The sequence below is a fragment of the Bacillus sp. FSL K6-3149 genome (genome assembly GCF_038630515.1).
Lineage (GTDB): Bacteria > Bacillota > Bacilli > Bacillales > Bacillaceae > Bacillus > Bacillus pumilus.
Genome location: NZ_CP152034.1, coordinates 2,462,953 through 2,475,684 on the forward strand (window position 1 = coordinate 2,462,953; position 12,732 = coordinate 2,475,684).

A 12,732-nucleotide genomic window follows, 5' to 3' on the forward strand; every position below is an offset into this window, starting at 1 on the left:
TGCCAGATGAAAACAAAAATTGCTAAACACCTATTACAAATCAAAGCGGTCTCATTGAAACCAGACGAACCGTTTACATGGGCAAGCGGTATCAAATCACCGATCTATTGTGACAACCGTCTCACCTTGTCCTATCCAGAAGTTAGACACGACATTGCTGAAGGTCTTAAAGAGTTGATTCTCACTCATTTTGAGGGAGCGGAGGTGATTGCTGGTACTGCAACAGCAGGCATCCCGCATGCGGCATTAGCAGCAGATCGTCTAAACGTCCCGATGTGTTATGTCAGAAGTAAGCCAAAAGCACATGGAAAAGGAAATCAAATTGAAGGTGCCGTATCAAAGGGCCAAAAGGTGGTCGTTGTAGAAGATCTGATTTCAACAGGAGGCAGTGTGCTTGAAGTGGTCGCTGCTCTTCAAGAAGCGGGCTGTGACGTACTAGGCGTTGCCGCGATCTTCACATACGGTCTGCCAAAAGCTGCGGCAGCATTCCAAGAGAAAAACATTCCATATGTCACCCTAACAGACTATGACACCCTGACAGACGTGGCACTTGAGCTGAAAGCGATTGAGCCTTCTGCTATGAATAAATTGAAACGCTGGAGACAAGATCCTTCCTCTGAATCTTGGATGGAAGAAACCGTCTAAAAAGCTGCGCCTCCCCGCACAGCTTTTTTATTTGGTTAAAAATAGTAAAATAGACTCAAATTTAAATAAAAACTAATCCTATCAATAAAGTCGGGTTGACTTTTGTTTGAATTGTGTTAATATTTAAGACAAATTAAAACACTTATCCAGAGAGGTGGAGGGACTGGCCCGATGAAGCCCGGCAACCTGCGATTTGCAAGGTGCTACTTCCTGCAAAATGATTCTATTTTGAAAGATAAGGAAATCGTGAGCTTCCTCATCTTTCTTTCGGACTGAAAGGAAGTTTTTTTATTTTAACGGTGAGGGGGAAGTGAAGCAAAAGCAGGATGAAGACTTAATTGAAGCCTATGCAGAAACTGATTGGGGATATGAATTCAGTTTAGTTACACTGATTGTTCAGGACGGTCAAGTGATCCAAGTGGAAGAAGACAGAAAAAATTCAGTTGACGTAGTGCGGAGAGTAGTGATACTCCGGAAGGGGAGAAACAATGTTAACTTATGAAAATTGGCAAGAGCCGTCCATTACATTTCAAGAAGATGATTTGTATAAAGGGGCCTTATCTGTGCTGAAATGGGCATACGGTCATTATGGTGATCAGCTCGTTTATGCATGCAGTTTTGGTATTGAAGGCATCGTCCTCATTGATTTGATTGCGAAAGTAAAAAAGGATGCAAGAATTGTCTTTTTAGATACAGGTCTGCATTTTAAGGAAACGTACGACACAATTGATGCGGTAAAGGAAAGATACCCGGGTTTAGATATTGTGCTGAAAACCCCTGAGCTGACGGTTGAGGAGCAAAACGAGCAGCATGGTGATCAACTATGGAAAACAGATCCTCAAAGCTGCTGTCATATGCGTAAGGTCATTCCTTTGCAAGAAGCGCTATCTGGCTATCCGGCATGGCTTTCTGGCTTAAGGAGAGAGCAGTCTCCTAAGCGAGCAGGGACGAACTTTTTAAATAAGGATGAAAAATTCAAATCAGTGAAAGTATGTCCGCTTATCCACTGGACGTGGAAGGACATATGGAGATATGCATCTAGAGAGGAACTTACTTATAATCCGCTACATGATCAGGGATATCCAAGTATCGGGTGTGCCCCGTGTACACAGCCAGCATTTACTGCCGAGGATCTGCGGTCTGGCAGATGGTCAGGCACAGCTAAGACTGAGTGCGGATTACATGAGTAAGGGAGCATAGTGTATGGAAATTGCCGCAATTTTATTTAGTTTATTTTTCGCTCTAAACATTGGCGCGAGTGGTGCAGCAGCTTCGATGGGTATCGCGTACGGATCAGGTGCGATTCGAAAGCCGATCTATGCACTCAGTGTATGTGCAGTTGGGATTTTAGCAGGTTCAGTTATTGGCGGTGGTGAGGTTGTCAAAACGATTAGCTCTGGAATTATGCCTGAATCCGTCATTACACTTGAAATTGTTTGTATTATTATTGGTTCTGCTGCATTATCACTCTTTATAGCGAATCTGATGGCCATCCCTTTATCAACGAGTGAGGTGACAGTAGGAGCTGTAGTTGGTGTCGCGGTCGCATATAAAGTATTGTATGTGAAATCCATTTTAGTCATTGTGGCATTTTGGGTTATCATTCCGCTTGTCGCCTTTCTTTTTACCTTTGTTGTAGTCAAAATCATCAGAATGTTCCCTAAACGTAAGCTGTCTAAAAAAGGAACAGTCATTTTATCCATTGTTTTAATCCTTAGTGGGTTTTTAGAAGCATTTTCAGCAGGTATGAACAATGTGGCAAATGCAGTCGGTCCACTTGTTGCCGCGGGCGTTTTGTCAGTTGGGCAAGGAACACTTTACGGCGGAATCTTCGTCGCCATTGGAGCCCTCTTGCTTGGTAGAAGAGTACTGGAAACAAACGGAAAGAAAATTACCCGCTATCAAACGGGCGAAGGGATATTGCTTTCCGGTACCGGTGCTGGACTTGTCATCGTCAGCTCTATTTTTGGGCTGCCAGTTCCACTTACCCAAATCACCTCCTCGTCTATCATTGGACTTGGCATGGCAAAAGGCGGACCTAATATTTTTCATAAACATGTGGTGAAAAAAATGCTGAAAGTGTGGGTAGTATCACCCTTTTTATCACTTAGTCTATCGTATTTGCTAGTGAGTCTTTTCTTAAAAGGGGACTATTACTCTATCTTTATCATGGTGAGTGTACTGCTTGCCTCACTTGGTGCGCTAAGTCTGATGAAGGCAGTCAAAAATGAAAGCAGCTCGATTCATGAACAGGGCGGCGGGATTTAACGACAAATCCGACTATTTACATCTAATAAATATGAACATTGAGAGGAAGATGAACAAATGAGTTTAACACCACATGGTGGCGTATTAATTAATCGAGTAAATGAAGAGTATGACCTCAGCACGGCTGCAAAGGAAATTGAACTAGATGCTATCTCTTTTGCAGACCTTGAACTCATAGCAATTGGCGGGTATAGTCCAATTGAAGGGTTTTTAACAAAAGCTGATTATGAAGCGGTTGTGAGCAGTATGCGGCTAGCAAGTGGTGTCGTTTGGTCTCTTCCTATTACACTGCCAGTGACAAAGGAAAAGGCAGCGGAAATCCATCGAGGCGAGATTGTGCGTCTATCGTATAATGGAACTGTATATGGCGTGATTGAAGTAGAGGATCAATACACACCAGATAAGGAAAAAGAAGCGGTGAATGTGTATAAAACTGATGACCGCAATCATCCAGGCGTGAAAAAATTATTTGAACGCGGTGATACGTACATTGGTGGTAAAATTACACTGACGAAACGAAGCGAAAAACCATTCCCTCAATTTACGTATGAGCCGGAAGAAACAAGACGTCATTTTAAAGAGAACGGCTGGAAAACGATTGTTGGTTTCCAAACGAGAAATCCTGTTCACCGTGCCCATGAATATATTCAAAAGACAGCACTTGAAACCGTCGATGGTTTGTTTTTAAATCCACTTGTCGGTGAAACAAAATCAGACGATATTCCGGCAGACGTGAGAATGAAAAGCTATCAAGTGTTATTGAACGGTTATTACCCAAAGGATCGCGTCTTTTTAGGTGTTTTTCCTGCGGCAATGCGTTATGCTGGACCAAAGGAAGCAATCTTTCACGCGCTTGTTCGTAAAAATTACGGCTGTACTCACTTTATTGTGGGAAGAGATCATGCAGGTGTTGGTGATTATTACGGCACATACGAGGCGCAGGAGTTATTTGAACAATTTACAAGCGAAGAAATTGGCATTACCCCGTTAAAATTTGAACATAGCTTCTACTGTAATACATGTGAAGCAATGGCAACACCAAAAACATGTCCTCACGATAAAAGCGAGCATGTCATTCTTTCAGGTACAAAGGTTCGAACGATGCTGAGAAACGGAGAATTACCGCCAAGCACGTTCAGCCGAAAAGAAGTCATTGAAACATTAATCGAAGGATTAAAAACGACGGTATCTTAATGGGAGGGTATGACATGAGCAACGAACATATCGTGTGGCATGATTCATCTATTACAAAAAAAGAATATCAACAAAAAAACAATCATAAAAGCGGCATTATTTGGCTCACAGGTCTAAGTGGATCAGGTAAATCTACAATTGCAAATGCAGCGGCTAGAGAGCTGTTTGAACAAGGTTATCAAGTCACTGTTCTTGATGGCGATAATGTGCGGCATGGTCTGAATAAAGATTTAGGGTTTTCAGATGATGACAGAAAAGAGAACATTCGACGTATCGGAGAAGTGGCGAAATTATTTGTTGAGCAAGGAACAATTGTCATCACGGCTTTTATTTCACCATTTCAAGAAGACCGCCGCATTGTTAGACAGTTAGTTGAAGCGGGAGAATTTCACGAAGTGTTTGTGAAATGTGATCTGAACGTATGCGAAGAGCGTGACCCAAAAGGTTTATATAAAAAAGCTAGAAATGGCGAAATTCCATTTTTCACCGGAATTGATTCGCCGTATGAAGAGCCAGCTGCACCTGAGCTTGTTCTAGATACAGGTGAATTATCGCGTGAAGAGTCCAAACAGCGTCTTGTTGATTATGTAAAGGGAAAAACAAAATAATCGCCTGATGGTAGGGGGAGAAAAGCACGATGGGGAAAGTATACATTGTGGGGGCTGGACCTGGGGATCCAGACTTAATTACATTAAAAGCCCATAAGGCAATACAGCAGGCAGATGTCATTTTATATGATCGTCTTGTCAATCAAGAAATACTCGCCCACGCCAAACCCGAGGCGGAATTAATCTATTGCGGCAAGCTCCCGAATCATCATACGATGAGACAGGAAGCCATCAATGAAGCCCTTGTCACCCATGCAAAGGAAGGGAATGTTGTCGTCCGTCTGAAAGGCGGCGACCCCTTTGTATTTGGCCGCGGCGGTGAAGAAATCGAATGCTTAGCTGAGCACGGAATTCCATATGAAGTTGTCCCGGGGATTACCTCTGGTATTGCAGCAGCTGCTTATGCAGGCATTCCTGTGACGCACCGTGAATTCAGCTCGAATGTTGCGTTTGTCACGGGTCACTATCAAAAGGATGAGCATTTTGAAGAAAAGTGGGAGGCACTGGCTACAGGGATTGATACCCTTGTGATTTACATGGGCGTCAAAAACGTAGAAAGAGTGCAGCAGCTTCTTATAAAAAATGGACGTGATCCAGAAACGCCAGCAGCGTTTATACACTGGGGAACCACGACAAGGCAAAAGACGACTTGCTGCACTGTGGCGACACTGTCTGAAACCGTTGAAAAAGAAGGCATCGAGCATCCAAGCTTAATAGTTGTTGGAGATGTCGTTCATTTTCACCAAAAGCTGAACTGGTTTGAACCTGCCCTTATTGAGAAATGAGATTGATAAAGACAAGACACGTACATTGATCGTGTCTTTTCGTCTGAATAATACAAGTGAGAGGGAGGAGCCGCATGAAACAAGCTGTACTTTATGTTGGGCATGGAAGCAGGGTAAAAGAAGCACAAGATAAAGCCATTTCTTTTATGAAAAGCTGTATGCCATTAGTAGAAGCCGATATACAAGAAATTTGTTTTTTAGAACTAACAGCCCCTTCTATAGAGGAAGGCTTTGAAGCCTGTGTGAACAAAGGAGCTACACACATTGCGATCGTCCCGCTCCTCCTTTTAACTGCTATGCATGCTAAATCAGATATTCCAGTTGAGATTGAGAAAGTTCAAAAACGATACCCGCAAGTGAATGTCACATACGGGAAACCAATTGGGGTCAATCAAGAAGTGACAAAAGCAGTTGCTGCAAGAATTGAAGAAGCAGGATATCAAGGCGGGGAAGCACGGATTCTTTTAATTGGCCGCGGAAGCTCTGATCCAGATGTGAAGCGAGATGTGTTTGGCATTGCGGACGATGTCCGGCGCCTGCTTCCTTTTGCTGAGGTCTTGCCATGTTTTATTACAGCATGTGAGCCAAATTACCGAGATGTTCTTGCGCAATTAACAGCAGATGATGATGCGCCTGTTTATCTCGTTCCTTACTTGTTGTTTACGGGTATTTTAATGAAAGAGATTGAAAGCGAAGCGGCTCAGGCGAGAGAGAGGCTGAAAGACGTCCGGGTATGCCGGTATATTGGCTTTCATCCGCATGTAAAAGCAGCTTATATTGAACGCGTGCAAGAAACCATTTTAAACAAAGACGATGTGTTTCATTTCCAAGGAGAAAGCCATGCTTCCAGTCCATCTTGATTTAACCAATCAACAAGTGCTCATCGCCGGCGGTGGAAAAATAGCCGCAAGAAGGGCAGAGGTGCTATGCATAGAGCCTTGCCATATCACCATCGTGAGTCCTGATATTTCTAAAGAGATGGCGCGTCTCATTGATACATACAACCTGAATTGGAAAGAAAAGAAAGTGGAAGCTCAAGATGTAGAGGATGCATTTTTCATTGTCGCTGCTACAAATGATCCGGTGGTAAATGAATGGATTGCACAAACAGCACGGCCTCACCAGCTTGTGAATTGTGTGAGCCAATCAGAGCTTGGCAATGTGATCGTGCCAAAGGTGGTCAAAGCAGGGAAAGTGACGATTTCAGTCTCTACAAGCGGTGCAAGCCCAGCCCGGACAAAACAGCTGGCTGCGGAAATTGAGACATTGCTTGAACAAGAGGATGTAGATGCACTTGATGCTCTCTATATCGAAAGAAAAAAACAACAAAGAAAAAGCCGATAAAATCTCTTGAAAGGATTTTATCGGCTTTTATTATTTTCGCAGCTTAAGAACCACATCTTCGTCAGGCGTGACAAATAATGTTTGCTGTTGATCATACGTCACAAATCCGGGCTTGGCTCCATTTGGTTTTTTCACATGCCGGATTTTCGTGTAATCGACAGGAACGGAGCTCGACTCCTTTGCCTTCGAGAAGTAGGCAGCGATTTGAGCCGCTTCAAGTAGCGTCTGTTCGTCAGGCGTTTGATGACGGATGACGACATGTGATCCAGGAATATCTTTCGTGTGCAGCCAAATATCGTCACGGGCAGCCGCCTTTGTGGTTAAATACTCGTTTTGTTTGTTGTTTTTTCCGACTAATATCGGAATCCCTTGAGACGATTCATACGTTTCAAGCTGAATGGCCGCCGTTTTTTTCTTTTTGGCGTTGCGCTTTTGTTTGGCGCGTAAATATTTCCCTTCAACAAGCTCTTCTCTCATTTCCTCTAAATCCTTCGGTGAGGCAGAGGACAGCTGCTGAATCAACTCATCAAAATAAGCAATCTCTTCATGCGTCCGCTCAATTTGCTCATTGACCGCTTCTACTGCATTTTTTGCCTTTTGATATTTTGTGAAATATGCTTGCGCATTTTCAGAAGGGGTTTTGTTTGTTTTGAGCGGTATTGTGATCTCTCCGCCATCTTCATCGTAATAATTGATGACAGTCGCTTCTTTATCCCCTTTTTTGATGGCATATAAATTGGCTGTTAGCAATTCGCCATAGAGCTGGTATTTATGGGCATTTTGAGATTCTTCAAGGGTTCTGATTAGTTTTTTGAGCTTGTTTTCATTTTTCTTTTTTTCATTTACGACAAACCGTTCAAGGTCAGAAGCTTGTTGTTTCACTCTGTCTCTTTCAGCTTTGCCGAAATAAAAGCGGTCAAGCAGCTGGCTGAGAGAGTCGAATGTCTTCATCTCGCCTTGGACATGCTGTAGTTCTAATAAATAGAAATACTCCTTCCCATCTTTTCTTGTCAGCTGCGGGGTAAAGGAATGCATGCGAATCAGCTGGAACATGTCGACTAGTGTATTTGGAATTGTTTCCTGATTGGCAAGACCGGCCCTGTGTACAGCTTCCTTTGCAAACAGCGGAGAAACCCCAGAGAATGTATCGACAATTTGCTTTGTGATCATTCCTTCTTGAAAGCGTAAATGCTTTAAAATATCGTCCTTCGTTACTGCAAACGGATTTAATTTTTGCTGCGCAGGCGGCAGAAGGTATTCGTGCCCAGGAAGCACTGTTCGATAGCTGTTTACAGATGGAGAAAGATGCTTCAAGCCATCGATGATCTGCTGCGTATCATCTTCGACAAGAATCAAATTACTATGCCTTCCCATGATTTCAATGTAGAGCTTTCGCGTCTGTTCGTCGCCAATTTCATTGCGGCTTCGTACATGAAGTACGATCACACGGTCAAATCCAATTTGTTCAAAACGCTCAATGAATCCGCCCTCAAGATGCTTTCTAAGGAGCATACAAAACATTGGAGGTTCGCTTGGATTGTCATATTGCTGCTCTGTGAGCTGCACTCTAGCATAGCTCGGATGAGCGGATAAAAGGAGCTTATGATTCTTTCCGTTTGCCCGGATATGAAAAATCAGCTCGTGCTTATATGGCTGATGAATTTTTGAAATTCTTCCACCAGTTAATGTCTCTTGCAATTCATTTGTCATACCATATGTAAAAATGCCGTCAAATGACATGTTGGATACACCCTCTTCTTTCACACAAATCTACTGAAAGAACCTTCCATTTCTCGTTCTTTAGGCAGTCTTATTATTATAGCATGATTTAGGACGAGTCTGAATAAACTGGCTTATAGAACACTGCATATGAGAGAGAACAAAAGAGGAGTGGACGAGGTCAAATGAATTGGCATGAACTGAACCAAACCGATTTATTAAAAACAATGAATACATCGATAGGTGACGGACTGTCAGAAAAAGATGTACAAAAACGGCTTGAAAAACACGGGTCAAACGAATTGCAGGAAGGGAAAAAGGCGTCAGCTCTGATCATTTTTTTAGCGCAATTTAAAGACTTTATGGTGTTAATCTTGCTTGCAGCAACGATCATTTCTGCTTTTCTAGGCGAATACATTGATGCAGTAGCCATTGTAGCGATTGTTCTGATTAATGGAGTGCTCGGCTTTTATCAAGAACGCCGGGCGGAAAAATCCCTTCAAGCACTAAAGGAATTATCAACCCCACATGTGTATGCAAGGAGAAATCATGAATGGATCAAGATCCCGTCTAAACATCTCGTGCCAGGGGATATTGTGAAATTTTCAAGCGGAGACCGGATTGGGGCAGATATTAGATTACTAGAAACAAAGAGTCTGGAAATCGAGGAGTCTGCTCTCACTGGCGAATCCATCCCAGCAGTCAAACACGCAAGTCCGCTTTCTAGCAATCATGTCTCGCTTGGAGATTTGACGAACATGGCCTTTATGGGGACGCTTGTCACTAGAGGAAGCGGCGTGGGCGTTGTCATTGGTACAGGAATGAATACAGCGATGGGACAAATTGCCGGTATGCTGGATGCTGCAGGGAATATGGAAACACCACTGCAAAGACGTCTCGAACAGCTGGGGAAAATCCTCATTGTGGCTGCTTTATTTTTAACGGTGCTCGTTGTGGTTCTTGGCGTTGTGCAAGGACATGATTTGTATCATATGTTCCTGGCGGGAGTATCACTTGCGGTTGCTGCCATTCCCGAAGGCCTGCCGGCAATTGTTACCGTCGCACTTTCCTTAGGAGTGCAGCGGATGATCAAACAAAAATCGATTGTCAGAAAGCTCCCGGCGGTGGAGACTCTTGGCTGCGCGTCGATCATTTGCTCAGATAAAACAGGAACCATGACGCAAAATAAAATGACTGTGACCCATGTATGGGCAGAGGGCAAAACGTGGAATATTTCTGGTACGGGCTATGAGCCATCTGGTGATTTCACCTTGAACGGAGAACTTGTCCATGTAGACAAACATCCAAGTCTGCAAAAGGTGTTATTATATGGGGCGCTTTGTAATACATCGACCATCGTTGAAAAAGATGGCGAAATGAGGCTTGATGGTGATCCGACAGAGGGGGCACTTCTCACCGCAGCACGTAAAGCGGGTTTTACAGAGCAATTCATCGAAGCAGGATTTCACGTGGTAGAAGAGTTTCCTTTTGATTCAGAAAGAAAGATGATGTCAGTCGTCGTCGAAACGAATCAAAAAGAGCGGTACGTCATTGCAAAAGGTGCGCCGGATGTCCTGATGAACCGTTCAAGCCATATCATGCACGGCGGACGCACAGCTTCATTTTCAGCCACTCACAGGCAAGAAACAGAGGCTGCGATTCAAGGTTTAGCAAGACAGGCGCTGAGAACGATTGCCATTGCGTATAAAAAAGTTGGTCTGACCGAAACAATCACCACTGTCCAGCAGGCTGAAACTGATTTAACTTTTATCGGACTAGAGGGCATGATCGACCCGCCTCGTCCTGAAGTGAGACGAGCGATTAAAGAGTGCAGGGATGCGGGCATAAAAACAGTCATGATTACAGGGGATCACGTGGAAACAGCCAAAGCGATCGCAAAAGACTTGAGCCTTTTACCAAAGCAAGGAAAGGTGCTCGACGGAAAAGCGCTGGATCAGCTGAGTGACAAAGAGCTTGAGCAAACGGCTGAAAATGTATACGTCTTTGCACGGGTATCACCGGAGCATAAGCTGAGAATTGTGAAGGCCTATCAAAAAAATGGACATATTGTAGCGATGACAGGTGACGGGGTCAATGATGCGCCTGCAATTAAGCAAGCAGATATCGGTATCTCCATGGGCATCACTGGAACAGACGTAGCCAAGGAAGCGTCCTCTCTTATTTTACTTGATGACAACTTTGCGACCATTAAATCGGCCATTAAAGAAGGCCGAAATATTTATGAAAACATTCGTAAGTTTGTTCGCTATTTGCTCGCATCAAATGTGGGAGAAATTTTGGTTATGCTGTTTGCGATGCTTCTAGCGCTTCCGCTTCCTCTCGTTCCTATTCAAATTTTATGGGTCAACCTCGTCACAGATGGTCTCCCGGCGATGGCGCTTGGTATGGATAAGCCAGAAGGCGATGTCATGAAAAGGAAGCCGAGGAATATGAAAGAGGGGATTTTTGCTAGAGGGCTCGGCTGGAAGGTTGTATCTAGAGGGTTCCTCATTGGACTTGCGACCCTTTTAGCATTTATGTTTGTGTATCACCGTGATCCAAACAACCTGCCATATGCACAGACTGTTGCATTTAGTACGCTTGTGTTGGCGCAGCTCATTCATGTATTTGACTGCCGCAGTGAACGATCCATCTTTGAACGCAATCCATTCGGGAATCTCTACTTAATCGGTGCGGTATTGTCATCACTTTTACTGATGTTTGTGGTCATTTATTATCCGCCGCTTCAGCCGATTTTCAAAACGGTGGCGATTGCACCAATTGATTGGCTGCTGATCATCGGTATGTCTGCACTGCCAACTTTTTTACTGGCAGGATCACTTTTGACAAGAAAAAAATAATTCGTTATGGTATAATTTTGAGGTAATAGTGTCTGCTATTACCTTTTTCATTTTATTAATATGAAAGAATTGGGTGTTTTGACATGATACGCAGTATGACGGGATTCGGCCAAGCGAGTAAAACGGATGGAGAACTGACAGTGTCAGTTGAGCTAAAATCGGTCAATCACCGTTTTAAAGAGGTTCATGCCCGTTTGCCGAGGCCGCTTTTATATTTCGAAGACACATTAAAAAAAATCATTCTTCGTCACGTGCAGCGCGGTAGAATTGAGCTGTTTGTTACGATTGAAGGCGGTAAACTAGCAAGCCGGTCCTTGCAGATCGACTGGCCGCTGCTTGATGAATACATGAAAGCCGCAAAAGATCTCGAGAAACGCTATCACATTTCAGGCATTCAGCATGCACATGACTTACTGGGGCTGGAGCATGCCGTTCAAGTAGAAGAATCCGCTAGCCGAAATGAGCAATTAGAGCAATTGCTGATGGAAGCTTGTGAAACGGCTGTCAAGGAGCTTTGCTTCATGAGAGAGCAGGAGGGAACATCACTTCAAAAAGACTGTGAGCTGAGGCTTTCTGAATTAGAGGCCTATACAGAAGAAATCAAAGTCTTTGCACCAGAGGTTGTGAGTCAGTATAAAGACAGGCTCAATCAGCGATTGCAAGAATGGATCGGAGAGGCGCTTGACGAAAGCAGATTGACAACAGAGGCTGCGATCTTTGCTGACCGCTGTGACATTACAGAAGAGATTACGAGATTGAAAAGTCACTTTCAGCAATTCCAGCAAATCTTGATGCAAGGCGGTGCTGCTGGCAGAAAACTTGATTTTCTTGTACAGGAGCTCAACCGTGAAGTGAACACCATTGGCTCAAAAGCGAACCATCATCATTTAACTAAGCTGGTGGTTGAAATGAAAAGTGCTATTGAAAAAATAAAAGAACAAGTGCAGAATATAGAATAGTCATTGTGTATGCTGTTTACAGTACGTCTCTTTCGGCGAGACTAGAGACGTTTATAATACAGGGGGACGTTAGAAGATGACCATAAAGTTGATCAATATCGGATTTGGAAACATCATTTCAGCGAATCGGATGATTTCGATCGTCAGTCCGGAATCAGCACCGATTAAACGAATGATACAAGACGCAAGAGATCGAGGCATGCTCATAGATGCTACATACGGAAGAAGAACCCGTGCTGTTGTCATTATGGACAGTGACCATGTCATCTTATCTGCCGTTCAGCCTGAGACTGTCGCGCAAAGACTTTCTGTAAAAGAAGAAATCATAGATGAAGGGCAGGGGTAATAC

Annotated in this window: 13 protein-coding genes and 1 riboswitch; of the genes, 12 read left to right on the forward strand and 1 reads right to left on the reverse strand. The window is 43.6% G+C overall.

Annotation, left to right across the window (positions count from 1 at the left end):
* The first annotated feature begins 6 nt into the window (after nucleotides 1–6).
* The 9 genes from pyrE to MHB83_RS12490 all read left to right on the forward strand — a co-directional run bounded on the left by pyrE (nucleotide 7) and on the right by MHB83_RS12490 (nucleotide 6,844).
* Nucleotides 7–645 (forward strand): orotate phosphoribosyltransferase, encoded by a 639-nt coding sequence (gene pyrE, locus MHB83_RS12450; protein WP_044141967.1) that lies wholly within the window; start codon nucleotides 7–9, stop codon nucleotides 643–645.
* A gap of 139 nt (nucleotides 646–784) precedes the next feature.
* Nucleotides 785–887: riboswitch (SAM riboswitch) on the forward strand.
* A 68-nt stretch (nucleotides 888–955) separates the two neighbouring features.
* Nucleotides 956–1,147: a DUF2292 domain-containing protein gene (locus tag MHB83_RS12455; RefSeq protein ID WP_003211143.1), complete on the forward strand. Its 192-nt coding sequence runs from the start codon at nucleotides 956–958 to the stop codon at nucleotides 1,145–1,147.
* Nucleotides 1,134–1,835, forward strand: a complete 702-nt coding sequence (locus MHB83_RS12460; protein ID WP_003211029.1) for a phosphoadenylyl-sulfate reductase — start codon at nucleotides 1,134–1,136, stop codon at nucleotides 1,833–1,835. Before MHB83_RS12455 ends, MHB83_RS12460 begins: the two co-directional genes overlap by 14 nt.
* Nucleotides 1,836–1,848: 13 nt before the next feature.
* Nucleotides 1,849–2,913, forward strand: a complete 1,065-nt coding sequence (locus tag MHB83_RS12465) for an inorganic phosphate transporter (protein ID WP_050945076.1) — start codon at nucleotides 1,849–1,851, stop codon at nucleotides 2,911–2,913.
* A 57-nt stretch (nucleotides 2,914–2,970) separates the two neighbouring features.
* Nucleotides 2,971–4,107 (forward strand): sulfate adenylyltransferase, encoded by a 1,137-nt coding sequence (sat, locus tag MHB83_RS12470; protein WP_050945075.1) that lies wholly within the window; start codon nucleotides 2,971–2,973, stop codon nucleotides 4,105–4,107.
* Between the two features lie 14 nt (nucleotides 4,108–4,121).
* Entirely contained in the window at nucleotides 4,122–4,715 is a 594-nt protein-coding gene (gene cysC, locus MHB83_RS12475) for an adenylyl-sulfate kinase (RefSeq protein WP_310426838.1), read from the forward strand.
* Nucleotides 4,716–4,744: 29 nt separating this feature from the next.
* Nucleotides 4,745–5,500 carry a uroporphyrinogen-III C-methyltransferase gene (gene cobA, locus MHB83_RS12480; protein ID WP_012009906.1) on the forward strand — a complete coding sequence of 252 codons (756 nt, stop codon included), beginning with the start codon at nucleotides 4,745–4,747 and terminating at the stop codon, nucleotides 5,498–5,500.
* Between the two features lie 74 nt (nucleotides 5,501–5,574).
* Nucleotides 5,575–6,360, forward strand: a complete 786-nt coding sequence (locus MHB83_RS12485; RefSeq protein WP_342496371.1) for a sirohydrochlorin chelatase — start codon at nucleotides 5,575–5,577, stop codon at nucleotides 6,358–6,360.
* Entirely contained in the window at nucleotides 6,341–6,844 is a 504-nt protein-coding gene (locus MHB83_RS12490) for an NAD(P)-dependent oxidoreductase (RefSeq protein WP_003211818.1), read from the forward strand. Before MHB83_RS12485 ends, MHB83_RS12490 begins: the two co-directional genes overlap by 20 nt.
* Nucleotides 6,845–6,874: 30 nt before the next feature.
* On the opposite strand, the gene MHB83_RS12495 is transcribed toward MHB83_RS12490, so the two are convergent.
* On the reverse strand, nucleotides 6,875–8,584 hold the full coding sequence (locus MHB83_RS12495) for an NFACT RNA binding domain-containing protein (RefSeq protein ID WP_342496372.1): 1,710 nt from the start codon (nucleotides 8,582–8,584) through the stop codon (nucleotides 6,875–6,877).
* Between the two features lie 164 nt (nucleotides 8,585–8,748).
* Between MHB83_RS12495 and MHB83_RS12500 the strand changes: the two genes are divergently transcribed.
* The 3 genes from MHB83_RS12500 (at nucleotide 8,749) to remA (ending at nucleotide 12,729) form a co-directional block, all read left to right on the forward strand.
* The gene (locus tag MHB83_RS12500) at nucleotides 8,749–11,424 is read left to right on the forward strand and encodes a calcium-translocating P-type ATPase, SERCA-type (RefSeq protein ID WP_212045852.1); all 2,676 of its coding nucleotides are present in this window, start codon (nucleotides 8,749–8,751) and stop codon (nucleotides 11,422–11,424) included.
* An 83-nt stretch (nucleotides 11,425–11,507) separates the two neighbouring features.
* A complete protein-coding gene (locus MHB83_RS12505; RefSeq protein WP_003211878.1) occupies nucleotides 11,508–12,383 on the forward strand; it encodes a YicC/YloC family endoribonuclease in 876 nt (291 codons plus the stop codon).
* A 76-nt stretch (nucleotides 12,384–12,459) separates the two neighbouring features.
* Nucleotides 12,460–12,729, forward strand: a complete 270-nt coding sequence (gene remA / locus MHB83_RS12510; RefSeq protein WP_008344898.1) for an extracellular matrix/biofilm regulator RemA — start codon at nucleotides 12,460–12,462, stop codon at nucleotides 12,727–12,729.
* The last annotated feature ends 3 nt before the right edge of the window (nucleotides 12,730–12,732 follow it).